General features: G+C 59.9%; 22 protein-coding genes. 13 read left to right on the top strand and 9 right to left on the bottom strand.

Annotation, left to right across the window (positions count from 1 at the left end; genetic code table 11):
* Positions 1–475: 475 nt before the first annotated feature.
* Positions 476–1,468, top strand: coding sequence for a tripartite tricarboxylate transporter substrate-binding protein (locus tag H9646_RS06120; protein WP_191722462.1), 993 nt, complete (start codon positions 476–478; stop codon positions 1,466–1,468).
* 113 nt (positions 1,469–1,581) lie between these two features.
* Here H9646_RS06120 and H9646_RS06115 read toward each other — a convergent pair whose 3' ends face one another.
* The 3 genes from H9646_RS06115 to H9646_RS06105 all read right to left on the bottom strand — a co-directional run bounded on the left by H9646_RS06115 (position 1,582) and on the right by H9646_RS06105 (position 3,941).
* Positions 1,582–1,929 (bottom strand): DUF1840 domain-containing protein, encoded by a 348-nt coding sequence (locus H9646_RS06115; RefSeq protein ID WP_191722461.1) that lies wholly within the window; start codon positions 1,927–1,929, stop codon positions 1,582–1,584.
* 4 nt (positions 1,930–1,933) lie between these two features.
* Positions 1,934–3,199: a class I SAM-dependent methyltransferase gene (locus H9646_RS06110; RefSeq protein WP_191722460.1), complete on the bottom strand. Its 1,266-nt coding sequence runs from the start codon at positions 3,197–3,199 to the stop codon at positions 1,934–1,936.
* Between the two features lie 127 nt (positions 3,200–3,326).
* Positions 3,327–3,941, bottom strand: a complete 615-nt coding sequence (locus H9646_RS06105; RefSeq protein WP_191722459.1) for a hypothetical protein — start codon at positions 3,939–3,941, stop codon at positions 3,327–3,329.
* A 118-nt stretch (positions 3,942–4,059) separates the two neighbouring features.
* On the opposite strand from H9646_RS06105, the gene H9646_RS06100 reads away from it, so the two are divergent.
* A complete protein-coding gene (locus H9646_RS06100) occupies positions 4,060–4,353 on the top strand; it encodes a polyhydroxyalkanoic acid system family protein (RefSeq protein WP_191722458.1) in 294 nt (97 codons plus the stop codon).
* A gap of 151 nt (positions 4,354–4,504) precedes the next feature.
* Here H9646_RS06100 and H9646_RS06095 read toward each other — a convergent pair whose 3' ends face one another.
* Entirely contained in the window at positions 4,505–4,759 is a 255-nt protein-coding gene (locus tag H9646_RS06095) for an acyl-CoA-binding protein (protein ID WP_191722457.1), read from the bottom strand.
* Between the two features lie 145 nt (positions 4,760–4,904).
* Here H9646_RS06095 and H9646_RS06090 point away from each other — a divergent pair, with 145 nt between their 5' ends.
* Positions 4,905–6,980: a molybdopterin-containing oxidoreductase family protein gene (locus tag H9646_RS06090; RefSeq protein WP_191722456.1), complete on the top strand. Its 2,076-nt coding sequence runs from the start codon at positions 4,905–4,907 to the stop codon at positions 6,978–6,980.
* A 6-nt stretch (positions 6,981–6,986) separates the two neighbouring features.
* Here the strand turns inward: H9646_RS06090 and H9646_RS06085 are convergent, their stop codons facing one another.
* Positions 6,987–7,898 carry a LysR family transcriptional regulator gene (locus H9646_RS06085; protein ID WP_191722455.1) on the bottom strand — a complete coding sequence of 304 codons (912 nt, stop codon included), beginning with the start codon at positions 7,896–7,898 and terminating at the stop codon, positions 6,987–6,989.
* 135 nt (positions 7,899–8,033) lie between these two features.
* On the opposite strand from H9646_RS06085, the gene H9646_RS06080 reads away from it, so the two are divergent.
* Positions 8,034–8,936, top strand: coding sequence for a pirin family protein (locus H9646_RS06080; RefSeq protein ID WP_191722778.1), 903 nt, complete (start codon positions 8,034–8,036; stop codon positions 8,934–8,936).
* Between the two features lie 110 nt (positions 8,937–9,046).
* A complete protein-coding gene (ycaC, locus tag H9646_RS06075) occupies positions 9,047–9,676 on the top strand; it encodes an isochorismate family cysteine hydrolase YcaC (protein ID WP_191722454.1) in 630 nt (209 codons plus the stop codon).
* Positions 9,677–9,771: 95 nt separating this feature from the next.
* Here ycaC and H9646_RS06070 read toward each other — a convergent pair whose 3' ends face one another.
* Complete coding sequence (locus H9646_RS06070) at positions 9,772–10,155, bottom strand: winged helix-turn-helix transcriptional regulator (RefSeq protein WP_191722453.1); 384 nt, start codon at positions 10,153–10,155, stop codon at positions 9,772–9,774.
* Positions 10,156–10,323: 168 nt separating this feature from the next.
* On the opposite strand from H9646_RS06070, the gene H9646_RS06065 reads away from it, so the two are divergent.
* The 3 genes from H9646_RS06065 to H9646_RS06055 all read left to right on the top strand — a co-directional run bounded on the left by H9646_RS06065 (position 10,324) and on the right by H9646_RS06055 (position 14,296).
* On the top strand, positions 10,324–11,331 hold the full coding sequence (locus H9646_RS06065) for a zinc-dependent alcohol dehydrogenase family protein (RefSeq protein ID WP_191722452.1): 1,008 nt from the start codon (positions 10,324–10,326) through the stop codon (positions 11,329–11,331).
* Positions 11,332–11,509: 178 nt separating this feature from the next.
* Positions 11,510–13,204, top strand: a complete 1,695-nt coding sequence (locus tag H9646_RS06060) for an ABC1 kinase family protein (RefSeq protein ID WP_225214021.1) — start codon at positions 11,510–11,512, stop codon at positions 13,202–13,204.
* A gap of 9 nt (positions 13,205–13,213) precedes the next feature.
* A complete protein-coding gene (locus tag H9646_RS06055; protein WP_191722451.1) occupies positions 13,214–14,296 on the top strand; it encodes a DUF3108 domain-containing protein in 1,083 nt (360 codons plus the stop codon).
* 3 nt (positions 14,297–14,299) lie between these two features.
* On the opposite strand, the gene H9646_RS06050 is transcribed toward H9646_RS06055, so the two are convergent.
* Together H9646_RS06050 and H9646_RS06045 are read right to left on the bottom strand one after the other, a co-directional pair.
* Complete coding sequence (locus H9646_RS06050; protein WP_225214020.1) at positions 14,300–14,905, bottom strand: cytochrome b; 606 nt, start codon at positions 14,903–14,905, stop codon at positions 14,300–14,302.
* Positions 14,906–15,112: 207 nt separating this feature from the next.
* The gene (locus H9646_RS06045; protein ID WP_191722775.1) at positions 15,113–16,135 is read right to left on the bottom strand and encodes a fumarylacetoacetate hydrolase family protein; all 1,023 of its coding nucleotides are present in this window, start codon (positions 16,133–16,135) and stop codon (positions 15,113–15,115) included.
* Positions 16,136–16,261: 126 nt separating this feature from the next.
* Between H9646_RS06045 and H9646_RS06040 the strand changes: the two genes are divergently transcribed.
* Both H9646_RS06040 and H9646_RS06035 read left to right on the top strand, forming a co-directional pair.
* Positions 16,262–17,083: a DUF3108 domain-containing protein gene (locus H9646_RS06040; protein ID WP_191722450.1), complete on the top strand. Its 822-nt coding sequence runs from the start codon at positions 16,262–16,264 to the stop codon at positions 17,081–17,083.
* Between the two features lie 166 nt (positions 17,084–17,249).
* Positions 17,250–17,546 carry a BTH_I0359 family protein gene (locus H9646_RS06035; RefSeq protein WP_191722449.1) on the top strand — a complete coding sequence of 99 codons (297 nt, stop codon included), beginning with the start codon at positions 17,250–17,252 and terminating at the stop codon, positions 17,544–17,546.
* Positions 17,547–17,611: 65 nt separating this feature from the next.
* Here the strand turns inward: H9646_RS06035 and H9646_RS06030 are convergent, their stop codons facing one another.
* On the bottom strand, positions 17,612–19,951 hold the full coding sequence (locus tag H9646_RS06030) for a putative bifunctional diguanylate cyclase/phosphodiesterase (RefSeq protein WP_191722448.1): 2,340 nt from the start codon (positions 19,949–19,951) through the stop codon (positions 17,612–17,614).
* 53 nt (positions 19,952–20,004) lie between these two features.
* Here H9646_RS06030 and purU point away from each other — a divergent pair, with 53 nt between their 5' ends.
* The 3 genes from purU to H9646_RS06015 all read left to right on the top strand — a co-directional run bounded on the left by purU (position 20,005) and on the right by H9646_RS06015 (position 23,656).
* Positions 20,005–20,853 carry a formyltetrahydrofolate deformylase gene (gene purU, locus H9646_RS06025; protein WP_191722447.1) on the top strand — a complete coding sequence of 283 codons (849 nt, stop codon included), beginning with the start codon at positions 20,005–20,007 and terminating at the stop codon, positions 20,851–20,853.
* Positions 20,854–21,001: 148 nt separating this feature from the next.
* Positions 21,002–21,922 (top strand): LysR substrate-binding domain-containing protein, encoded by a 921-nt coding sequence (locus tag H9646_RS06020; RefSeq protein ID WP_191722446.1) that lies wholly within the window; start codon positions 21,002–21,004, stop codon positions 21,920–21,922.
* 249 nt (positions 21,923–22,171) lie between these two features.
* Entirely contained in the window at positions 22,172–23,656 is a 1,485-nt protein-coding gene (locus H9646_RS06015; RefSeq protein WP_191722445.1) for an FAD-linked oxidase C-terminal domain-containing protein, read from the top strand.
* Positions 23,657–23,755 lie beyond the last annotated feature (99 nt).

The raw sequence follows: 23,755 nt of genomic DNA, 5'->3' as shown, positions 1-23,755 counted from the left end.
AATCTCTGGCCCTTGCGGGCCTTTGAACTGTCTGCAGGGGGTTCGCGCTGCCGGCGTCGACGCCCAACTGCTACATGCAGCGCCCATGGTGCAAGACACCCACCTGGGCCAATGCGCCCCAGACATTCTCAATAAATTTCACCCTATGGAATGTCGGATACATGATGTAAAAAACAAACAGTGCACATACATCGGGGTTTTCACATCAATTGTCTATAGAAAAGATAGCCACGACAAAACCCGGCAAGAAGAAAAAGAAGATAGCCGCAGAAAACAAGAATAAACATAAATTAACAACCATTAAAGAATTTTAATAAATCAAGCTTCTTCATGGCCGTTGCTATTGAATTTGATCCAGCGCAAGCGCGCGTTCTTCTTAGAATTTTTTATGAAGAACTCAGGGAATGTGCGGGGGTACACCTGTCACTCAAGTTCCTAGGATCGCATCCCATTACAAGTAAGTCTGGAGATTTCAATGACTCAATCGTTCCGTATCGCAGCCGTTGCTTTGGCTGCCGCAGCCGTGTCCTTGGCTGCTTCCGCCCAAAGTTTCCCCGCATCCGGCAAGAACATTACGATCGTGGTGCCCTTCTCTGCAGGCGGCCCTACTGACCGTGTTGCACGTGACTTGGCTGAAGCCATGCGCAAACCTTTGGACGGCGCTACGGTAGTGATTGAAAACGTGGCAGGTGCAGGCAGCACCATTGGTTCGGCCAAGGTGGCACGTGCAACACCCGATGGCTACACCCTGCTGCTGAACCACATTGGCATGTCGACCATGCCTTCGCTGTATCGCAAGCTGCCTTTTAACGTGCTCAACGATTTCGAATTCCTGGGCATCGTCAACGACGTGCCCATGACCGTGATTGGCCGCCCTAACCTGGCTGCCAAGAACTTTGCAGAACTGCGTGACTGGATCAACACAGAAAAAGAGAAGGTCAACATTGGCCACTCGGGTCTGGGTTCAGCCGGTCACCTGTGTGGCCTGATGTTCCAAAGCGCCCTGAATGTGCAGATGACCACCGTGCCTTACAAAGGCGCAGCACCAGCCATTACCGACCTGATGGGCGGCACCATCGATCTGATGTGCGACCAGACCACCAACACCTCTTCGCAGATTGAAGCGCAGAAGGTCAAGGCCTATGGCGTCACTACCCTGCAGAAGCTGAAATCCCCTGCGCTGAAGGATCTGGCAACGCTGGACTCTTCAGGCCTCAAGGGCTTTAACGTGACCGTGTGGCATGGCCTGTATGCACCCAAGGGCACCCCTGCCGATGTGCTGACCAAGCTGAACAACGCCCTCAAGCAAGCCGTGAAAGACCCCGAGTTCGTGCGCAAGCAAGAAGGTCTGGGTGCCGTGGTGGTGGCTGACAAGCGTGTTGAGCCCGCAGAGCACAAGAAATTCGTTCAAGCTGAAATTGACAGCTGGGGCAAGGTCATCAAGGCTGCCGGTCAGTTCGCTGACTAAGCCTGTGCCCGCTTTCAGGTGCTGCATCTAGCACCTGGAATCAAAAAAAACCGCCAGACGCTCACGCGTTCTGGCGGTTTTTCATGGGCTAAACCTCAGCGGTGCTGTGTCCTTCAGATCTTCCAGGTCACAGGTTTACCTTCTTCGGCACTGCGACGCAGCATGTCCGCCAAAGGCACAACACGCTGGCGCAGGCTGACAGCGCCCAGCTGCGCAGAGGCGGCCGCAGCCTCTGCCGAGTGGCCTTCGTGCTGGTCATTCATCTCTTCTTGCATGGCTTTACGGCGCGCTTCATCTTCTGCGACGGCCTGATCCAGCATGACCAGCGTGTGGGGGATTTGTTCTACGGTGAAGACACCTGGCTGTCCCAAAGGTTTGTCCAGAATCTTCAAAATGTGCTCGGCAGTTGCCTTCAGCATGATCAAGTCGGCTGTGGCGCGTGACTGGAAGGTGTAGGCCATTTTTTTATCCTTTCGAGTACATGTATTCACGTTGGAATGGGTAATCCGATTGTGCGCCACGCAGACCTCCTGCACTCAAGTTGCCTGAGGGATTTGTAACCAGCATTTGGTGCAAGCCCATCCAGCCCTGCTCAAAGCCCATGGCGCTCCCAGCCAGATACAGGCGATAGGCACGCAAGGCGCGGCCAGAGCGTTCGGCATCCGTTTGCGCAGACAAGATACGCTGCGCCTGGGGCAACTGGGCTTCCAGTGCATCTGACCATGTCCACAGAGTCCGCGCGTAGTGTGGCCTCAGGTTCTCGGTGTCCACCATCTCCAGCCCCGCATCTGCCATGTCATGCAGCACGGCACTGACATGCACCAGCTCGCCACCGGGAAAGATATAGCGCTCAATGAACTCGCCAATGCCGGCTCCGAGCTGCCTGTTTTTCGTCCCTCCTGCCGTGATGCCATGGATCAAGGCCATCCCGCCGGGGCGCAGCAACTGGCGCACGGTCTGAAAATAGGCCGCCAAATTAGCATGCCCCACGTGCTCAAACATGCCCACTGAGGCCAGCTTGTCATAAGGCGTATCCGCCATCTGCCGGTAGTCACACAGCTCCACCTGCACCTGCCCATCCAGCCCGAGCGCCTGAATCCGCTTGCGCACGTAGTCGTATTGATTGCGCGAAAGGGTGACCCCCTTGGCCTGGACGCCGTAATGCTGGGCTGCCCACACAATCAGCCCGCCCCAGCCACAGCCAATATCCAGAAAGCGCTCGTTGGCTTTCAGCGCCAGCTTGCGGCAGATGTGATCGAGCTTGGCTTGTTGGGCCTGCGCCAGCGACATTTCTGAAGAACGGTAGTAGGCACAGGAGTACACCCGCAAGGGGTCCAGCCATAGCGCGTAGAAATCATCAGACAGGTCATAGTGAAACTGCACCTGCTGCGCGTCGCGCTCCAGTGTGTGCAAGGCCATGGAGCGTGCCCGCGCCATTGTTTGCGACCACCAGCTGGCGTTGCCGCGCACCGGGTCTGTCTGCAGCAAGCTGGTGGCGGCAGCCATGACGTTGCGCATGCTGCCCTCCAGATCGACCCAGCCCTCAACCACGGCAGCCCCCAGCGATCCAATCTGCCCCTGGGCCAGAGCCACCAGTGCCGCCGGTGAACGCAGCGCGATATGCACATCCCCTTGGGCAGGACCAATCCGCTGCCCGCTGGGCAATGCCACGGACACGCGAACGGGAAGTTCAGCGAGCCGGGTCTCCAGGGCGGCGAGCATGTTTTTCATGCTGCCTATTTTTGGGACAGCACGCGGCCCTCGTCAATACACCACAGCACATAGGTTTGACAGGTTTTTTCCCGTTTCACGGGTTTTCAGGCCCCGGGGCCACCAAACTCCGATCTGACCGTGTGTGTCAGCCTTTACCAATCAGGCGCTGGTAGGCCGACAAGGTGCTGGCTGATACGGACTTCATCACCTGCTCATACGATGTTTTCTGGCGCGCCATCAAACGCATGGAGGCGATGGTGCGCGTCTTGCAGAACCAGTGGCAGGTGTGCTGCAGCAGCAGCAATTCCGCCGTCATGGTGAATGCCATGCGCTTGCGCGTTTCCAGGTCCACATCCTCGGGCGCACAGGCATCGCGCACGGCTTTGGCATGCATCTTCAGTGCTTCGCGCATGTCAAAGGTGTGCGATGGGATCAGGCGGTCAAAGTACGGCAGTGCCAGCGGCAGTGTGCTGACGCGCGTGTCCTGTGCGTTTTCCTGGCTGAAGCTGGTGGCCAGCCGCTGCAGCTGGTCAGCCAGCGTTTTTTCGCTGTTGCTCAAAATGTCCCAGACCTGCTGACGGCGCTCGACGTCTTTTTCATCCAGTGCGCGCATATAGCCTTCAATCAGGCCTCCCATGAGCTTTTCGACCTGCGTGGGTGCCAGGTGTGCCCCCAGCAAACGCACACGGCGACGGTGCTCTATGCCTTGCAAGACATAGACGGCAATGGAGCCCACAATAATCCAAGTGAAAAAGTCCATAGTGCGGCGCTTGCTTTTCTGAAAACCAAACCCCAAGTGTATTCAGCCCCCGGGCCTTCTAAAGCTTGCAGGACTTTTATGATTCACGCCCTTTCTGCAGTTTTCAAAGATTTGGCCCGTGTCTCACATCCTTATTGAACGCCAGCACACGCTGGGCTTACCCACCGCCCGTCAACATGCCCAGAGCTGGGCTGAAAAAGCGACGGCCAAATTTGGCGTGCAATGCCGTTATGAAGCGGGCGACGCGCACGACGTGCTGCACTTTGACGGCAACGGCATGCAAGGCTTGCTGCACGTCAGTGCCACCCAGCTCAAGCTGGAAGCTGAGCTGGGCTTTTTAGCAGCCATGTTTCAGGAAAAGATTGAAGCCAAGCTGAACGCGCAGTTTGATGAAATGCTGCAAGCTGCTTAAAAATATAGCTGCATGCTCTTGATACAAAACACTTTCAAAGTGTTTTGTATTTGAAAGTGTTTACTGATAAGCGCTAACAGCTACTTTATTCAAAGCATTAACAAAAACGGCAGCCAGTGGGCTGCCGTTGTGCGTGGTGCGCAGGTCGCCATCAGCGCAGCGAGTTAATCAAATCAATGTATTGCTGCTTGGCGTCATCCAGCGAGGTGTCCTTGAGCTTTTCCCATGCATCCCACTTGGCACGGCCAACCATGTCGGTAAAGCTGGGCTTCTTGGCCTCGTTGTCACCCTCTGTGGCTTGCTTGTACAGCGCGTAAATCTTCAGCAACGTGGCGTTGTCCGGGCGCTCGCTGATGGAAGTGGAATTTTTGACGGCTTCTTCAAAAGTTGCGTTCAGATCCGACATGGGACAGGTCTCCTTATGGTTAGTGTGCGGACAGTGTAGCCAAAACACGTATAAAAAGCACGGTCGTTCTAAACGTTTTCACATACCGTTTCGACGGTGCGGTGCAGCGCCGTCTCATAATGTTTCACCTCCTCACGATTGAGCCATGAACGCTGCTTTACACCGCACTGTGCTGGGTGCCTGCCCCCACGATTGCCCCGATACCTGCTCGCTCGTCACCACCGTGGTGGACGGCATTGCCACCCGCGTTCAAGGCAACCCCGGCCACCCCATGACCGGTGGTGTGCTGTGCACCAAGGTCAGCAAATATGCCGAGCGCACCTACCACCCCGAACGGGTACTGACACCGCTCAGGCGCAGCGGCCCCAAGGGCAGCGGCCAGTTCACCCCCGTCAGCTGGGACGAGGCGCTACGCGATATCGCACAGCGCCTGCACGGCATTGCGCAGCAACAGCCCGAAGCCATCCTGCCCTACAGCTATGCAGGCACCATGGGCATGGTGCAGGGTGAAAGCATGGATCGCCGGTTTTTCCACCAGCTCGGTGCCAGCCTGCTGGACCGCACCATCTGCGCCAGCGCAGGCAGTGAGGCGCTGGCGGCCACCTACGGCGGCAAGCTGGGGATGCGCATGGAGTTTTTTGCCGAAAGCCAGCTGATCCTGATCTGGGGCAGCAACAGCATCAGCAGCAACCTGCACTTTTGGCGGCTGGCGCAGGAAGCCAAACGCAACGGCGCCAGACTGGTATGCATTGACCCGCGCAAGAGCGAAACAGCCGACAAATGCCACGAACACCTGCAGCTGCTGCCGGGCACCGATGCTGCCCTGGCATTGGCGCTGATGCACGAGCTGATCGTGCACAACTGGCTGGACCACGACTACATCGCCCAGCACACGCTGGGCTGGGAAGCGCTTAAAGCCCGCGCCCTGCAATGGCCACCCGAGCGTGCGGCCCAGGTCTGCGGCCTGCCGGTCGAGCAAATCATCCAGCTGGCGCGTGACTACGGCACCACGCAAGCTGCCGCCATTCGCCTGAACTACGGCATGCAGCGCGTACGCGGTGGCGGCAATGCCGTGCGCGCCATTGCCTGCCTGCCTGCACTGGTGGGGGCCTGGCGCCAGCGGGCCGGCGGACTGCTGCTGTCCAGCTCTGGTGTGTCGCCGTTCAACAGAGCCGCACTGCAAATGCCCCAGTTGCTGGGCACACGCCGCCCGCGCTTGCTGAACATGAGCACCATTGGCGACGTGCTGCTGCACCCCGGCGATGCGCAATGGGGACCGCAGGTGCAGGCCGTCGTGGTCTACAACAGCAACCCCGTGGCGGTTGCGCCAGAGTCGGCCAAGGTGGCCGCAGGCTTTGCGCGTGAAGACCTGTTTACGGTGGTGCTGGAGCATTTCATGACCGACACCGCCGACCATGCCGACTACGTGCTGCCCGCAACCACGCAGCTGGAGCACTGGGACATCCACGGCAGCTATGGCCACACCGATGTGCTGCTGAACCGCCCGGCGATTGCGCCGCAAGGTCAGGCGCGCAGCAATGCGCAGATTTTTCGTGATCTGGCCGCGCAGATGGCGTTGCTGCAGCCTGCCTACGCAGCGGCGCACTTCCAGGCCACGGATGAGGAGTTGTGCCGCTCCAGCGTTGCAAACACGGCCATTGATTTTGATGCCCTGTTGCACCACGGCTTTGCACACATTCCTGTGAAAGAGGCACCGTTTGCACACGGTGGCTTTGCCACGCCCTCGGGCAAGTGCGAGTTTGACAACCCGCAACTGGCGCGGCTGGGCATCGGCACCTTGCCGGACTATCTGCCCAACTACGAGCCACCCACCGCCAAGTTCCCGCTGGCCATGATTTCACCGCCGGCGCGCAACTTCCTCAACAGCACCTTTGCCAATGTAGCCAGCCTGCAGCGCATGGAGCAGCGCCCCCTGCTGGAGCTGCACCCCGATGATGCCGCTGCACGGGGCATTGCCGACGGTGATGTGCTGCGCGTATTCAACGACCGGGGCATGCACGTGTGCCACGCGGCCGTTAATGGCCGGGCACGGCCCGGCGTGGTAGTGGGGCTGGGCATCTGGTGGCGCAAGCACGGAGCCAACGGCACCAACGTCAATGAGCTGACCCACCAGCAGCTCACCGACATTGGCCGCGCCCCCTGTTTTTATGACTGCGCGGTGCAGGTAGAACGTATTACGCCGGCCACCGCACCGGCGTAGGCAACCTCAGTCTTCGGCCACCGCCTGAAACTGCTGGACCAGAAAATCCAGCAGCGCCCGCACCGCTGGCAATTGCCCCCGGCGCGATGCGTAGACCGCGTGGATGATCTCCGGGCGTGGTGCCCAGCCCGGCAGCACTTGCACCAGCGCTCCGCTGCGCAGCTCATCGCGCACAAACATGGTGGGCAGCTGCACCACGCCCACACCCTGCAAAGCCGCATCACGCAGTGCCAGCATGGACTGCGTCACCAGCCTTGGCTGGTGGCGCACTTCCGCCCGCTCCTGATTGGGGCCTTGCAACAGCCATCGGTATGTTTCCTGCGGCACACCCATCTCCAGACTGGGCCAGTGCGACAGGTCCATGGGCCCGCTGGCCTGGCCGCACTGCGCCAGCAGCGCCGGGCTGGTTACCAGACACTGGCCACGCTCTGCCAGGTTGCGCAGCACCAGATCACTGTCTTGCAGCGGTGGGGGGCGCACGCGAATGGCCAGGTCCAGCCCTTCGGCCACCACGTCTACACGGCGGTTGGTCTCATCCACCTGCAGCACCACACGCGGGTACAGCACCATGAAGGCCGCCAGCATGGGCCCCACGCGCGCTGACAGCAGCGCCACCGGGCAACTCATGCGCACCACGCCACACGGCTCGCTGTGGGTCATGGCCACCGATTCTTCAGCCGCCTCGGCTTCGGTCAGCATGGCGCGGCAATGTTCGTAGTAACGCTTGCCCACCTCTGTGACTGCAAAGCTGCGCGTGGAGCGCAACAGCAACTGCACGCCCAGCCGCTCTTCCAGCAAGGCCACCCGCCGGCTGAGTTTGGACTTGGGCATGCCCAAAGCACGCCCTGCGGGGGCAAAGCCGCCGTGCTCTACCACCTGGGCGTAGTAGTACAGCTCATTGAGATCAGGCAACTTCATTGTTTCAAAAATAGAACTCTGCAGTAGATTTTTGCAGTCTACCGCAAACATCGTTCTGATTTCATACTTAGCACCATGTTCAACACATCGCTGCAAGCCGCAAAGCCCAGCGATGGATTCCAAGGAGAAAAAGCCATGCTGAAGAAGATTCTGGGTGTCTACGAAGCCCCACGCCCCCACTGGGTGGGCAACGGCTTTCCTGTGCGTTCACTGTTCAGTTACGGCGATCACGGCAAAGCACTGACCCCCTTCCTGCTGCTGGTCCATGCAGGCCCCCACCACTTCACACCGACCACAGGCCGACGCGGCGTGGGCGCACACCCCCACCGCGGGTTTGAGACCGTGACCATCGTCTACGAAGGTGAGGTGACCCACCGTGACTCCACCGGCGCAGGCGGCACCATTGGCCCCGGCGATGTGCAGTGGATGACGGCGGCTTCGGGCATCTTGCATGAGGAGTTTCACTCTGAAGCCTATGCCCGCACGGGTGGCCCTTTCGAGATGGTGCAGCTGTGGGTCAACCTGCCAGCCAAAGACAAAATGTCTGCGCCTGGCTATCAGACCTTGCTGAACAGCGACATCCCTGAGCTCAACCTGCCCAATGGTGCAGGCACCGTGCGGGTGATTGCAGGCGATTACGGACAGGGCGATGGCCCCGCCAGGACCTTCACCCCCATCAATGTCTGGGATGTGCGGATCAAGGCTGGTGCCACGACCGAGCTGCAGGCCCCGCCCGGCCACACGCTGGCGCTGGTGGTGCTGCATGGCACCGTCTTGATCAACGGCACCGAGGTGGCCCGTGCTGGCCAGCTGGTGCACATGGACCGTGCAGCAGATACCGTGCACCTGGAAGCCAACAACGAAGTCGCGCTGTTGTGGCTGTCGGGTGAACCGATTGACGAACCTGTGGTGGGCCACGGCCCCTTCGTCATGAACACGGCCCAGGAAATCGACCAGGCCATGGACGATTTGCGCAGTGGTCAGTTTGGCCGGATACCTGCTGCAAAGCAGGGCCAGCCTGCTGAGCTGAACCACTGAACCCATGCGTGCGAGCCACACGCACGCATGGATCCACGCAGCGGGCGGGCAAACCGCCAGCCCACTGCGGCTTCTCTCTTTTTTCACCCCCTGCTACCTTGGAGATCACCATGAGCAACAAGCCTTACGTTCGCCTCGATAAAGACAATGCCGCCGTGCTGCTGGTCGACCACCAGACCGGACTGCTCTCGCTGGTGCGCGACATCGACCCCGACAAGTTCAAGAACAACGTGCTGGCACTGGCCGACATGGCTGAATACTTCAAGCTGCCGACCATTTTGACCACCAGTTTTGAAAACGGTCCCAACGGCCCTCTGGTGCCTGAGCTGAAAGCAAAATTCCCCTCTGCGCCCTACATCGCACGCCCAGGCCAGATCAACGCATGGGACAACGAAGACTTCGTCAAAGCAGTGAAAGCCACTGGCAAGAAGCAGCTCATCGTGGCCGGCGTGGTGACTGAAGTGTGTGTGAGTTTCCCTGTGCTGTCGGCACTGGAAGAAGGTTTTGACGTGTTCGTGATTGCCGATGCGTCGGGCACCTTCAACGAGATGACACAAAAGGCCGCATGGAGCCGCATGGAACAAGCCGGCGCCCAGCTCATGACCTGGTTTGGCGCAGCCTGCGAGCTGCACCGCGACTGGCGCAATGACGTGGAAGGTCTGGGCACACTGTTCTCCAACCACATCCCTGACTACCGCAACCTGATGCACGGCTACAGCGCGCTGACAGCAGGCAAGTAAGCGCAGCGCTGTCGTTGCACAGCCTCACAAAAAACCAGCAGCGCTGCATGCCTGCTGGTTTTTTTCATCATTGCTGGCAGTGACTGCCGCTGGGTTCAGACCGTTTCGTGTTCCAGCTCCTCGGCACAGCGGGCAACGGGCAAGGGATCGCCCTGCTCACGACCTCTGGCATAGGCCTCGCCCCAGTTGCGCATGGCCACCAGCACCGGCTGCAGCGAACGGCCCAGTTCGGTCAGTTCATAGTCCACCCGCGGAGGCACCTCGGCATGCACGGTGCGCAGCACAATACCTGATGCCTCCAGCTCGCGCAGTTGCAAAGTGAGCATGCGCTGGGTAATGGAGCCAATCGTGCGGCTCAGTTCACTGAAGCGTTTTTTGCCGTGCAGCAGGTGAAACAGGATAACGGGCTTCCAGGTGCCCCCCATGACCGACAGCGTCACCTCTACAACGCAGCCGCTCTTGCTGTTTAAACGTTTCATGGTGGCCCCTTTGCAGTCATCATCATGCACAGCATCCTAGCGTCAGGCCCATGGCAGCGCATTACTTACATTTTTAATACTACCCAACAAATATGTTGGTTCTGGCGTATTACGCCGTTGCGTTGCAACATGCGAGGCATCCCTTACCCTTTTTCCTGAAAGATACGCATGAAAGCCATTCAACTGGCCGCCCCCGGCGGTTTGGAGAACCTGCAACTGGTAGAGCTGGCAGACGCCGCCGCGCCCCAGGCCGGTGAGATTCAGGTGCGCATCCATGCCACATCGCTCAACTACCACGACCTGCTGGTCGTCAGCCGTTCCGGTGCCACAGAGCCCAACCGCATTCCCATGGCCGACGGCGCAGGCGTCGTCACCGCCGTTGGCACCGGTGTCACAGAATTTTCCGTGGGCGACCACGTGGTCTCCACTTTCTTTCCGCAGTGGCTCAGCAGCCGCCACGCACCCAGTGACTTTGCGCTGGTGCCCGGCGATGGCTGCGATGGTTTTGCGCGCGAAATGGTCACCCTGCCTGCCACCGCTTTCACGCTGGCACCCCAGGGCTACAGCCACGCACAAGCGGCCACACTGACCACCGCCGGCCTGACCGCATGGCGTGCACTGGTGGTCAATGGCAAGCTGCAGGCAGGCAACACCGTACTGGTGCTGGGCACGGGCGGCGTCTCCATCTTTGCGCTGCAAATGGCCAAAAGCATGGGCGCACGCGTCATTGCCACCACCTCCAGCGCCGCCAAGGCCGAACACCTGAAGGCTCTGGGCGCAGACGTGGTCATCAACTACGCCGAGACCCCCGAATGGGGCAACGCCGTACTGGCCGCCACCCAGGGGCGTGGTGCAGACATCGTGGTCGAGGTGGGTGGCCCCAACACCTTGCCGCAATCGATCCGCGCCTGCGCCGTGGGCGGGCACATTGCCCTGATTGGCGTGCTGACAGGCTTTGCAGGCAGCATTCCGACCGTGGAACTGATGGCCAAGCAGCAAACACTGCAGGGCTTGATTGTGGGCAGCCGCGAACAGCAACAAGACATGGTGCGTGCGCTGGAGCGCTTTGACTGGAAGCCGGTGATTGACAGCAGCTACCCGCTGGCCCAGATCACCGAGGCCTTTGCCCACCAGCAGGCAGGCAAGCACTTTGGCAAGATCTGCCTGGCTTACTAATGCATAAAAGGAGCTGCCTGCGCTTTATTTACCAGCACTTCAGATACAAAAGTATCTGAAAATCAATAAATATAAGCGTTAGCAGCTCATTTTTTTGATTCTACTTTTTGATTCTCCTTCATCAAACCCACGGCCCTGCCCGTGGGTTTATGCTTTTGGCTTGCCTTCAGGAGATGCCATGGCCATGTTGCACACTGCGGTGGTTGCCGTCCGAGACCGCGCCCGCTTACAAGAAATTGTGGGAACGCTGCTGCGTTTTGGGCTGGCTGACGTGGTGCAATCGCTGGGTCTTTCGCGCTGGGCACAGTGGCGCACCAGCAATGCCCACCGCGCGGCCAATGAAGACGCCGACCACCCCATCGCCCAGGCCAGCCGCCCCGAGCGCGTGCGCATGGCGATTGAGTCGCTGGGGCCCACCTTCGTCAAACTGGGGCAAATTTTGGCCACCCGCTCTGACCTGCTGCCCACTGAATGGACACAGGCGCTGGAGCAATTGCACAACCAGGCCACGCCCCTGTCCTGGGAGGTCATGCGCCCGCACATCGAAGCCCAGCTGGGGCAGCCCATTGCGCAGGTTTTCACGCGTTTTGACACCACGCCGCTGGCCGCTGCCTCTATCGCTCAGGTCTACCGCGCACAGGTGCAGCGCCCCGACGGATCATTGCGTGAAGTCGTGGTTAAAGTGCAGCGCCCCGGCATTCGTGCGGGTCTGGAGGCCGATGCCCGTCTGCTGCGCCACGTGGCCACCATGGTCGAAGAAAGCTTTCCGCAGCTTGAGCGTTACCGCCCCGTGGCCGTTGCCCGGCAGGTGGGAGAAGCGTTACAGGAAGAGCTGGACTTCACCATCGAAGGCCGCAACAACGAACTGGTGGCACAGGCCTTTTTGCAGCAGCCCGATATTGTCATTCCACGCATTGCGTGGGACTTGAGCACCCCCGAGCTGCTGGTGCAAGACTGGCTGGATGGTGTACCCGCCAACCAGGCAACGCTGGACACGCGCTTTCACGGCGCCTTGCTGGCGCAGCGTGGGGCGCACGCCTTTTTGCACATGGTGCTGCGCGATGGCCTGTTTCACGCCGATCCACACCCTGGCAATGTATTTGCGCTGCAGGGCAACCGCGTCGGTTTTCTGGACTTTGGGCTGGTAGGCCATCTGTCACCCCACCGGCGCGATCAGTTTCTGGTGCTGCTGCGCGCCATGGTGGAGGGCGATGCCGATGGCCTGGTCATGGTGCTGCTGGAATGGACTGGCGACGTGCGCATCGACATTGCCCTGATGGAATCGGCCGTGGAGCGCTACATTGCCCGGCGCGACAATGGCCCGCTGAAACTGGGTGACTCCATCAAGGAGTTCATGGATCTGGCACGCGAGGCCCAAATCTCCATGCCCTCGGATATGGCCTTGCTGTTCAAGGCGCTGATCACTGCCGACCGCGTGCTGCTGCAGCTGGACCCGAACTTTGACGTCGTCGCCACCGCAAAGCCGCTGGTGCAAGAGCAACTGCGCGCACGCTACCACCCCAGGCGACTGCTGCGCGAGCAACGTGCCGCCACCATGCAGATGTTTGAAATGGCAGCCGATGCCCCCAAAACGCTGCGCCTGCTGATGTACCGCCTCAAGCAAGGACGCATCGGTGTCGACATGGAGGTGCGCCACCTGCACCGCGTCTCTGTGGCGCTGGAGCGTGCGGCCACCCGCCTGTCACTGGCCGTAGTGGCGGGGGCCTTCATCCTGGGCATTGGCCCCACATTGCTGTCCTGGAATGTGCGCGTGTTTGGCATTCCCCTCTTCCCGGTGCTGGGGGGCCTGGGTGCCGTCATCAGCCTGGCAGTCCTGGTGATGACCATGCGCAGACAGCGAGCGCTCGATTAAGCTGCACGCATGCGTCTTCGCCTTGTTTTCAGTGTGACGGCTTTGGTGGCGGCAGCGCACTGGGTGGTGCTGTTTGGCAACATCCATCTGCCCCCCATCACCGCCGCGTTCACACCCGATGCACCCCAGCGTCTGCACACCATCTGGGTACAGCCCACCCCCGCCGCACCGCCTGCACCACAGGTGCAGGCAGCTGGCCAGACCACACCCCCAAAACCCATTGCCCCCCGCCGCCCACCTGCAGCGCCTGACGCTGCGTTAACTGCTGCACCAGCGCCACGGGCCACTGCCGCCACACCTGCCCCCCCCGTGGTGGAGACAGAAACGCCAGCCGTGGCAGCTGACGCAGCCAACGCACAGGCCATGGAACCTGCCGCTGCACCGACCCAGCCACAGGGTCCCAGCCTCCAAGTGCGCAATGCAGCAGACATGCCCGTCACCATGGTGCTGCCCCCAGACGGTTCTGCCCTGACCCAGCACATGGAGCTGCGCTTCAAGGTGGAGGGTTTTGTCAAAGGCATGCAATACCACGCCAACGCCCAGCTGCAATGGCAAACCGATGGCCACACCTACCAAGCCAGACAATCGATCAGCGCCTTTTTGCTGGGCTCACTCGAACAAACCAGCACGGGCTTGCTCACCCCCCAAGGCCTGCAACCCTTGCAGTTTGTGGATCGCCGCCTGACCAAGCGCCGCACAGTCAATCTGGACTGGACTGCGCAGCAGGCCTTGTTTGAGCCTGAACGCACCCCCGCGCCAATTGGCCCAGGCACCCAAGACCGGCTGAGTGTGTTTTTGCAATTGGCCAGCATGCTGCAGGCCATGCCCGACTTGCGCGCACCCGGCACACGCATCGACATTCCCACACTGGGTGCGCGGCGCATGCAAATATGGTCGTTTGTGGTGGAAGGCCAGGCGCAGCTGGAGCTGCCTGACGGCCCTGTGCCCACGCTGCGCCTGCACCGCCTGCCCCAGGCCGGTGACGATGAAACAGCCCAGTTGTGGCTGAACCCCGCGCTGGGCTATGTGCCCGTGCGCATGCACATGAAAGAGAGCAACGGGGATGTGATGGATTTGACGCTCAAGCCTTGAGGTTCAGGGCTGCATGCGCCCGAGCATGCGCTGCGCCACATCGTCTTTCCAGAGATAGCGGTGCACCAGCACCATCAGCATGTGGCCAATGATCAAGACCAGCAACACCCAGCCCAGCAACCCATGCACAGCGCTGGCCGGAGCCACCATCCACTCCACTTTCTCACCCTGCCCGTCGTTCAGAGGAATAACGCCAAACCAGTTGAAGGGCCGGTTGTTGCCCAGCATGCGCAGCATGGCCAAGAAAGGCACGACCAGCATCAAGGCGTACAAAGCCAGATGCCCCAGCCCTGCAGCGGCCCCCATCACCCCTGCGCCATGGCGTGGACGGCGCCCCTTATTGGCCCAGCCCCACAGGCAGCGCAGCACCGCCAGTACCAGCAACAGCAAACCCACGTGTGCATGCGCACCTGCCAGCACCGATGTGAGGGCCGCGTCTTTGCCCAGCGTGACTTTGGCCACCATGCCTGCAAACTGCCACACAAGCAGCAATGCCATGGCCCAATGCAAGCCACGGCTGATCAGGCCAAAGCGCTGTGGTGTATCGCGCCACACACTGGCCGCAGTGGGCAAAGGGGGCATGGCCGGACGCTCAGACATAGGGGACATCACAATGCTCCTCGTTGAAAAAACTGCTCGGCCGCGCGGCCAAAAGCGGCACACAGCACGCCTCACGCAGCGCCCAGTGCCACAAAGCAACCTGGCCATCCGCACCCATGGCACCTTGCTCTGCTCTACCTGAGCGTTGACGCAATCAAAAATAGCGCGTTTCGTGTGGACTGCGCAAGCACCAGGCGTCCGCTGGATGGCAGCGAATTACGCACTGCTGCCATCACCCTGGGGCGAAACAATGGTCTGGTCAATCGCACCAAAGATGCTGAGCCCGTCCTTGCCCTTCATTTCAATGCGTACCGTGTCGCCAAACTGCAGATAGGCCGTGCTGGCTGCCCCGCTTTGCTGCAGCTCCATGGCACGTTTTTCAGCAATGCAGTGGTAGCCCCGTGGCCAGTCCATGCGCTGGTTTTGCCCTTTGCCACTGACCACGCCCTGGTTGCTGACCACCCCTGCTCCCACAATGGCTCCTGCATACAGCGCGCGAGTTTTGGCAATGTGGGCCACCAGTTGTCCAAAGTGAAACGTCATATCTTCCCCCGCTTCGCACATGCCCACTTTGCGGCCATTGCAGCTACTGTGCAAAGGCAGATGTATGCGGCCACCGCGCCAGGCATCGCCCAGTTCATCCACCGTCACGGCCACGGGGCTAAAGCCCGTTGCAGGCCAGCTTTGCAGATGGCTCCATGGCTGTGCTGGGGCACTGGGCATGAGGTGGCGCAGACTCAGTGTATTGCTCAGCATGAGCAGACGAATGGCATGCAGCGCCTGCTCTGGCGAGCTACCCATAGGCACATCCCCCGTAATGGCCGCCAGCCCCGCACCAAAGTCGATGCCCATCGCCGCACTGCCGACCACGGCTTCATCGCATGGGCCCATCAAGCTGTCGCCCGCGCCTTGGCGCATCAGAGGCTCTGTCGTGCTCAAGGGCCATTGTGGCTGGGTTAATGCCAGATGACACGGGTAAGCGGCGGCCTCTGCCCATTGGTGTGCACGCGGCAGTGCAGCCATGCACTGCGTGGCATCGAACGCAAACGCATGGGGCGCACGGCCTGTGTTGAGCTGGTGGTAGAGGTCTTGCAGCTGCGGGGCCATGAAGCTCCAGTCATCCAGCACCTGCTGCATGCGTGAAGCAATACCCGTGGCGTAATGAGCGAACCGCAGGTCACGCGAGACCACAATCAGTTGTCCATCGCGAGAGCCGTCTTTGTAAGTGGCGAGTTTCATGAGCAAAGAGGTGTAGGCGCTAAGGCCATATGGCAGCGACATTCAACTGCTGCTGCCAAAATAGAAGAACTGGCGTGAACTGTTATCCACAGTTCACGTGTATGCCACAAATTCTAAGGTTCGCCCATGCCATTGCGCCCCTCAGTTTTCACCATTGCACTGCGCAATGCCCAAACCAGTCTGCCGCTGGCCCTTGCCTTGATACTGGGCATGTCTGCCACCGCCTCATACGCGCAGAGCACCACAGCGCCCATCGAAGTGCGCACAGCGCAAGGTCAACGGGCCAAAGCACCTCTTGCCTGGCGCGCCCCGGATGCCGCACGACTGCAATTTACCGTGCAAGGCAAGTACAAAGGCATGCCGTATCAAACCAAGGCGCAGATCGACTGGCTGCCACAGGGGCAGCGTTATGAGGCTGCACAAGAAGTGCAGATACCCATCGTTGGCAGCCGTCGCCAATCGAGCGTGGGCACCATCGGCCCCACCGGCCTGTTGCCAGAAATTTTTATAGACCGCGCCCGCAAAGAAAACAGCGCCACCTTTGATGCCAAGGCCGGGCAGATTCTTTTTAGTCGGGGCAACGAGCCTGCTGCATGGGTGCGCGGCACCCAAGATCGCATGAGCGTGTTCTTTCAAGTGGCAGGCATGATTGCAGCGGCTCCACAGCGCTATCCACAAGGCACCAAGATCACCATTCAGGCTGCCAGCAGCAGCCGCGTAGCCCCATGGACGTTTACAGTGCGTGGCACCGAAAACCTGCAACTGCCTGCAGGACGCATGCAGGCCCTCAAACTGGAACACAGCTCGGACAGCAGCGCTGAAGACAACCTGCAGTCTGCCCTGTGGCTGGCCCCCGGGCTGCAGTATCTGCCTGTACGCATCCGCATGCAGGAAGACGGCGGCCGCGATGAACTGGACCTGAAGCTGCAGTCCCACACCAAGCCCTGAGCTCTGCTGACGGTGCCCCCCCCTGTGCAGTTTTCACTTTCATGGAATACTCACAGTGCACGATAAACCGTCATGCACCTTGAAACGCTCTGCTTAGCACCCATCTGACATCACCTGGGATGCCCCAGCGCCAGAAACGCAACGCAGGCAAGGAAGGAGGACCACCATGCAAATGCTTTATGACTCGGATTCTTTTGTGGTGCTCCATCTCAAACCCGATTTGGGTCTGCCCACACAAGTGACACTGGCTGACGGTGAAACCCCCGCACCAGCGCTGCCCCGCCACGGTTTTGAAATTGTGGACAAACGTTCGGGCAAAGAGGTGTATCTGGATGGTTCCTGGGCAGAGATGTTTCAGCTCATCATCCAGGAGTGGCAGCGAGAGTCGCCCAGCGAAGAGGAAGTCGAAGACATCCTGGAGCGTTATGCGCAATTGGCGCAGAACCCCGTCTTGATCCACTGATACGCAGCCAGTCTGCAAAAAAAGAGGCCCTGGAAGGCCTCTTTTTTTTGAACCCATGTGCGGTCTCAAATTTCAAATATTTCAGCCTCTGGCCCTTGCTGCATGAGGCGCTGTGCTTCACCGCGCAACAGCTTCTCAAAATCTGTCGCAGCCATGGGTTTGCTGCAAAAGTAACCCTGGTAGAAATTGCAGCCGTGCTGGCGCAGAAACTCCAGTTGCGCCGCGGTCTCCACCCCCTCGGCCAGAACCTCCATGCCCATGCTCTGCCCCATGGCAATCACAGCATGGCTGATCGCCATATCGTCAGCACTTTGAGGAATGTCGCGAATGAAACTCTGATCGATCTTGAGCAGATCGATGGGGAAACGCTTGAGGTGTGCCAGCGATGAGTAGCCGGTGCCAAAGTCATCAATCGCCAGGCGCAAGCCCAGGTTCTTCAAGTTGCGCAGCACCACCAGCGCTTCATCTGGGCGCTCTGCCAGTGCGCTTTCTGTGATTTCCAGCTCCAGACACTCTGCAGGCAGGCCCGAGCGCTCCAGCGCCTTGCGCGTGCAGCCGACAATATCGGTCAGCAGAAACTGGTGCAGCGACACATTGACCGCCACAGAGATGGCGGGCAAGCCCTGATCCCGCCACGACTGCGCCTGGCAGCATGCCTGCTCCAGCCCCCAGGCACCCAGCGGACCAATCAAGCCAGAGGTTTCCGCCACAGGGATAAAGCGCCCCGGTGAGATCATGCCTTCTACCGGATCGAACCAGCGCATCAGGGCCTCGCAGCCAATGATGCTGCCTGAGGCGATATCAATTTGCGGCTGGTAAAACAGTTGCAGATGCCCTTGCGCCAAGGCGTTGCGCAGGCGTGACTCCAGCGCTATGCGCTCACGGGCGGCCAGCGTCATGTTTTCGCTGAAGAAACACCACAGATTGCTGCCGCCCTTGCCCTCTTTGGCGCCATACACCGCCGCATGTGCGCCCTGCACCAAAGACGCAGCATTTTGCGCATGCTGCGGGTAGCAGCAAATGCCGGCACTCACGCTCACCACCACGGCAAAACCATCGGGGGATTTCCATGGCTGGCCCGCCGCCTGAATCAGAGACTCGGCGATAGCTGAAGCGTCTTCAGGACGACTCAGATGGCGCGCCAGGACAACAATTTCATCACCGGCCATGCGCGCAATGGCATCACCGCGGCGCAGTGCCGTTTGCATCTGCCTGGCGGCATGGCGCAGCACCTCATCGCCCACGGCATGGCCATAGCTGTCATTGACGTCCTTGAACCGATCCAGATTCAGCAAAATCACGGCCATGTTTTCACCACGGCCATCGGCAGACTCGACCAGTCGTGTGAGCTCATGCACAAACCATGTGCGATTGGACAGGCCCGTCAACGCATCACTGTGTGCCATGACCTGCAACTGGTGCTCACGCTCTTTCTCTTGCGAGATATCGGTAAACATGCACACGTAATGCGTTGTCTTGCCGCACGCGTCGTGCACTGCATTCAAGGACATGCGCTCGGGGAAAACTTCCCCGTTCTTGCGTTTGTTCCAGATCTCTCCGCGCCAGTGGCCTGTGCGGTGCAGGCTGTCCCACATGTCGTCGTAAAAGGCTTTCTCGTGCTTGCCAGACTTGAATTCCGAAGGACGCTTGCCAATCAACTCTGAGGGTTCGTACCCCAGCAGACGAGAAAATGCGGCATTGGTCGACAAAATATTGCTGTGTGCATCGGTCACCACAATGCCTTCGGCCGTGTTGTCCACCACCGTGGCCGCCAAGCGCAGGCGCTCTTCTTCCTGACGCTGCTGGGTTTTGTCCGAAATGATGCCGGAAAAGCGCACAGGCTTGCCCAGTGCATCCAGATGGCGAGCGCCACGCGCTTCAAACCAGCGGTACTCGCCATCAAAGCCCAGTACACGGGCCGTCACTACAAACGGGCATCCGGTCTTCAAAGTCAGGCGGGCTTGCTTGCGCACCATCTCCCGGTCTTCCGGGTGAATGCGGGAGCGGAAACGAAAGTCACGCGCGAAATCAGCGCCCTCGTAGCGCATCATGCTGGCGACGCCCTGAGAGAAGGTGTGACGCAGGTGCTCCAGATCCCAGTCCCACATGCCGCTGCCATCCAGTGCCAGGCTCAGCTGCTCTTCACTCTTGACCAGATCGTTGCGTGCAGCCACGCGGCGCTGCTCAGCACGCCGGGCCTGGTGCAACAGCCAGCCGGCATAGCAGCCAGAGACCAGTACAAATATGTAATCCTGTGCACGCAGCAGCACGACATAAAGCTCGCGGTCCTCCACCAGCTGCGCCAGCACGACATTACCCGTACTAAACCACAGCACTCCTGCTGCCAAATACAGCACCACGGCACGCCAAGGCGCCAGATGCGGCACAGAGCCCTCGTGTTGCATGTATTCCCTCAAATCCCATTGAACCCCGGCCATGCTGCGACAATTGCCGTGCTATGACCCAAGCCTATATCCTTACTCTATCCTGCCCAGACCGCCGTGGCCTGGTGCATGCCGTCTCTGGTTTCTTGCTGGAGCAAGGCGCCAACATTGAAGAAGCCTCGCAGTTCAACGACAGTGCCACGGGCCTGTTTTTCATGCGGGTCCAGTTCGCCTGTGACAGCGCTGACATTGCAGCCCTCAAGGAAGCCACCGCCACCATGGCTGCCACCTATGGCATGAAATGGGGCCTGCACTCCATTGCCGAACGCATGAAGACCGTTCTCATGGTCAGCCGCCAAGGCCACTGCCTGAACGACTTGCTGTTCCGCTGGAAATCTGGCCAGCTGCCTGTCGATATCAAAGCCATCATCAGCAACCACCGCGACTTTTACCAACTCGCGGCCAGCTACAACATTCCCTTCCATCACATTCCTGTGACGGCAGCCACCAAAGCCCAAGCCGAAGCAAAACAGTTTGAGATTATCGAGGCTGAAGGTGCCGAGCTTGTGATTCTGGCGCGTTATATGCAAGTACTTTCCAATGACTTGTGTCAAAAACTAGCAGGACGTGCCATCAATATTCACCACAGTTTCCTGCCCAGCTTCAAAGGTGCCAAGCCTTACTATCAGGCGCATGATCGCGGAGTGAAGCTGATTGGTGCTACGGCCCACTATGTGACCGCCGATCTGGACGAAGGCCCGATCATCGAACAAGACGTGGCGCGTGCAGACCATACAGACACCGTAGATGACCTGACCACCCGCGGCCAGGACACCGAAAGCCAGGTATTGGCCCGCGCCGTGAAGTGGCACAGCGAGCGCCGCGTCATTTTGAACGGCCACAAAACCGTTGTGTTCCGCTGATCACGCACCGCTCACAAAGAAAAAGCATCAAGCGCTTGTTGTATCTTACTTTCAGAGTGATTACATTATGAAAACAAATACCAGCAAGTGCTTTTTGCTTTTAAAAGCATAGCTTTTGCGATTTTCCCCCTCGACCGCGAAAAGCCCCATGTCAAGCCCACGCAACAACGGCCAGCGCCCCACACGTTTTTTTGACAGCCGTTCGGCCCGGCGCATTCCGCCTATCCAATGCCTGCTGACCTTTGAAGCCCTGGCCCGCTTGCGCAGCGTGACGCAAACGGCTGAAGAGCTCAACGTCACCCCCAGTGCGGTCAGCCACCGCATGCGTCAGCTCGAGCAGGTGCTGGGCACACTTCTGTTTGGCCGCACCGATTTTTCGCTCACCTCTGACGGGCAGAACTACCTGCAGCAAGTGCGCGAAGGTCTTGGAGCTTTGCAGTGCTTTCCCAATCACCCGGTGACAACGGGCCGCGCACGGCTCAAGATTGCGGTCACTCCTACATTTGCACGTTGCATGCTGATACCGCGCCTGGCGCAGTTCACCGAGGCATACCCGGAAATTGACCTCACCTTGCAAGTCGCCATTCCGCTGCTGGATGTGGTGGCTGAAGACGCCGACCTGATGGTGCGCTACGGCCCCGGCCACTATGCCGACGTGGAGCACCGCGAAATTGCACGCGATGTTTACACCCCGCTGGCATCGCCCGCCTTTCTGCGCCAGCATGGCCCGGTTGAAAAGCCTGAAGACCTGATGGAGCTGCCATTGCTGCGCAGCCCGCTGGAGTCGTGGCGCCCCTGGTTCCAGGCCGCCGGGCTGGATTGGGCAGAGCCTACCGAAGGCTCACAGTTCAATGACGTAGGTTTGCTGTGCGATGCGGCAGCCGCCGGATTAGGTGTTGCCCCCGTGCGGCTCAAACTGGGAGCCCCCTGGCTGGACAACGGCACGCTGGTGCGCATGTTTGACCTGGACGTAGAGAGCCAGCATGCCCACTACCTGTGCTGGCGCACCGGCACCATGGACCGCTGGGAATGCCAGGCCTTTGCCGAATGGCTGGCCAAAACGATGTGATCTGCCGGTACACCCACCTCGTAGCAAAGGGCTTGCCGCAGCAGGCAGGCCGCTTTCAGCACAATATCCAGCGGTACTCAATGCCCTGGCGCCTCTGACTTCCAATAAAAACAGGCTGCAGCGCTTATTCAAACAGCGCAAGCAGCTCACTTTTTACAATCTCAGAACGCCCTTGGCGTGATGCTTTCACGCCCGCTTGCAAGAAAAATCACAAGGCACGCATCGCCACTTGCTCTACAGTCAAGCGCTATGACGACTGCCAGCCTTTCCGAACGTGCTGCCCGCCAAGCCGAGGTAGTGCACGCCCTGTCCCAGCACGTGCCTGCGCACGCCTTGCTGTGGCACAGCGAAGACACCACCCCCTATGAGTGCGACGGCCTGACCGCCTACCGCCAAAGGCCCCTGGTGGTCTGCCTGCCCGAAACGTACGAGCAAGTGCAGGCCGTGCTCCAGGCCTGCCATGCCATCAACGCACCTGTTGTGGCACGTGGTGCGGGCACGGGGCTTTCTGGCGGTGCCATGCCCCATGCGTTGGGAGTAACGCTGTCGCTGGCCAAGTTCAATCAGATCCTCAAAGTCGACGCCACCAGCCGCACAGCCGTTGTGCAGTGCGGCGTGCGCAATCTGGCGATCAGCGAAGCTGCCTCGCCCCACGGCCTGTACTACGCCCCCGATCCCAGCAGTCAGATTGCCTGCACCATCGGCGGCAATGTGGCTGAGAACTCCGGCGGTGTGCACTGCCTCAAATACGGCCTGACCGTGCACAACGTGCTGAAGGTCAAAGGCTTCACCATTGCGGGCGAGCCCGTGGAGTTCGGCTCTGACGCGCTGGATGCCCCCGGCTACGACCTGCTGGCCGCCATGGTCGGCAGCGAAGGCATGCTGGCCGTGGTGACCGAGGTCACCGTCAAGCTCATTCCCAAGCCCATGCTGGCGCGCTGCATCATGGCCAGCTTTGACGACATACGCAAAGCGGGCGATGCCGTGGCCGCAGTGATTGCCGCAGGCATCATCCCCGCCGGGCTGGAGATGATGGACAAGCCCATGACCGCCGCGGTAGAAGATTTCGTCAAGGCAGGCTATGACCTGACGGCCGAAGCCATTTTGCTGTGCGAGTCCGACGGCACCCCTGAAGAGGTGGAGGAAGAAATCGGCCGCATGAGCGATGTACTGCGCAGCGCCGGTGCCACCGCCATCACGGTGAGCAACAGCGAAGAAGAGCGCATGCGCTTTTGGAGCGGGCGCAAGAACGCCTTTCCTGCCAGTGGCCGTATCAGTCCCGACTACATGTGCATGGACTCGACCATTCCACGCAAGCGGCTGGCTGACATCCTGCTGGCCATCCAGGAGATGGAAAAAAAGTACCAGCTGCGCTGCGCCAACGTTTTCCACGCCGGCGACGGCAATCTGCACCCGTTGATTCTGTTTGATGCCAACGATGCCGATCAGCTGCATCGCTGCGAACTGTTTGGTGCCGACATTCTGGAGACCAGCGTGGCCATGGGCGGCACCGTGACCGGCGAACACGGCGTGGGCGTGGAAAAGCTCAACAGCATGTGCACACAGTTCACCACCGAAGAAAACCTGCAGATGTTTGCGCTCAAGGCAGCGTTTGACCCGGCAGGCCTGCTCAACCCGGGCAAGGTCATTCCCACGCACAACCGCTGTGCCGAATACGGCAAGATGCTGGTGCGTGGCGGTCAGATCAGCCACCCCGATCTGCCGCGTTTTTAACCGTGCGCCCGCACTAAAACACCCCGTCTTGCCACCACAACGTGGGGCTTGGCATCTGACTTTGCCCGTGTCTCACGGGCATTTTCTTTTCCAGCCTTG

Source organism: Comamonas avium, from assembly GCF_014836675.1.
Taxonomy (GTDB): domain Bacteria; phylum Pseudomonadota; class Gammaproteobacteria; order Burkholderiales; family Burkholderiaceae_C; genus Comamonas; species Comamonas avium.
The sequence above is the reverse complement of the archived record's forward strand: the minus strand, read 5'-3'. Positions and strand labels throughout refer to the sequence as shown.

Coding starts and splice junctions, on each gene's coding strand:
- H9646_RS06015 (WP_191722445.1), top strand. CDS start 22,172: ATGACGACTGCCAGCCTTTCCGAACGTGCTGCCCGCCAAGCCGAGGTA.
- H9646_RS06070 (WP_191722453.1), bottom strand. CDS start 10,155: ATGAAACGTTTAAACAGCAAGAGCGGCTGCGTTGTAGAGGTGACGCTG.
- ycaC (WP_191722454.1), top strand. CDS start 9,047: ATGAGCAACAAGCCTTACGTTCGCCTCGATAAAGACAATGCCGCCGTG.
- H9646_RS06085 (WP_191722455.1), bottom strand. CDS start 7,898: ATGAAGTTGCCTGATCTCAATGAGCTGTACTACTACGCCCAGGTGGTA.
- H9646_RS06080 (WP_191722778.1), top strand. CDS start 8,034: ATGCTGAAGAAGATTCTGGGTGTCTACGAAGCCCCACGCCCCCACTGG.
- H9646_RS06120 (WP_191722462.1), top strand. CDS start 476: ATGACTCAATCGTTCCGTATCGCAGCCGTTGCTTTGGCTGCCGCAGCC.
- H9646_RS06095 (WP_191722457.1), bottom strand. CDS start 4,759: ATGTCGGATCTGAACGCAACTTTTGAAGAAGCCGTCAAAAATTCCACT.
- H9646_RS06065 (WP_191722452.1), top strand. CDS start 10,324: ATGAAAGCCATTCAACTGGCCGCCCCCGGCGGTTTGGAGAACCTGCAA.
- purU (WP_191722447.1), top strand. CDS start 20,005: ATGACCCAAGCCTATATCCTTACTCTATCCTGCCCAGACCGCCGTGGC.
- H9646_RS06020 (WP_191722446.1), top strand. CDS start 21,002: ATGTCAAGCCCACGCAACAACGGCCAGCGCCCCACACGTTTTTTTGAC.
- H9646_RS06055 (WP_191722451.1), top strand. CDS start 13,214: ATGCGTCTTCGCCTTGTTTTCAGTGTGACGGCTTTGGTGGCGGCAGCG.
- H9646_RS06030 (WP_191722448.1), bottom strand. CDS start 19,951: ATGCAACACGAGGGCTCTGTGCCGCATCTGGCGCCTTGGCGTGCCGTG.
- H9646_RS06110 (WP_191722460.1), bottom strand. CDS start 3,199: ATGAAAAACATGCTCGCCGCCCTGGAGACCCGGCTCGCTGAACTTCCC.
- H9646_RS06035 (WP_191722449.1), top strand. CDS start 17,250: ATGCAAATGCTTTATGACTCGGATTCTTTTGTGGTGCTCCATCTCAAA.
- H9646_RS06115 (WP_191722461.1), bottom strand. CDS start 1,929: ATGGCCTACACCTTCCAGTCACGCGCCACAGCCGACTTGATCATGCTG.
- H9646_RS06105 (WP_191722459.1), bottom strand. CDS start 3,941: ATGGACTTTTTCACTTGGATTATTGTGGGCTCCATTGCCGTCTATGTC.
- H9646_RS06050 (WP_225214020.1), bottom strand. CDS start 14,905: ATGTCCCCTATGTCTGAGCGTCCGGCCATGCCCCCTTTGCCCACTGCG.
- H9646_RS06040 (WP_191722450.1), top strand. CDS start 16,262: ATGCCATTGCGCCCCTCAGTTTTCACCATTGCACTGCGCAATGCCCAA.
- H9646_RS06045 (WP_191722775.1), bottom strand. CDS start 16,135: ATGAAACTCGCCACTTACAAAGACGGCTCTCGCGATGGACAACTGATT.
- H9646_RS06060 (WP_225214021.1), top strand. CDS start 11,510: ATGGCCATGTTGCACACTGCGGTGGTTGCCGTCCGAGACCGCGCCCGC.
- H9646_RS06090 (WP_191722456.1), top strand. CDS start 4,905: ATGAACGCTGCTTTACACCGCACTGTGCTGGGTGCCTGCCCCCACGAT.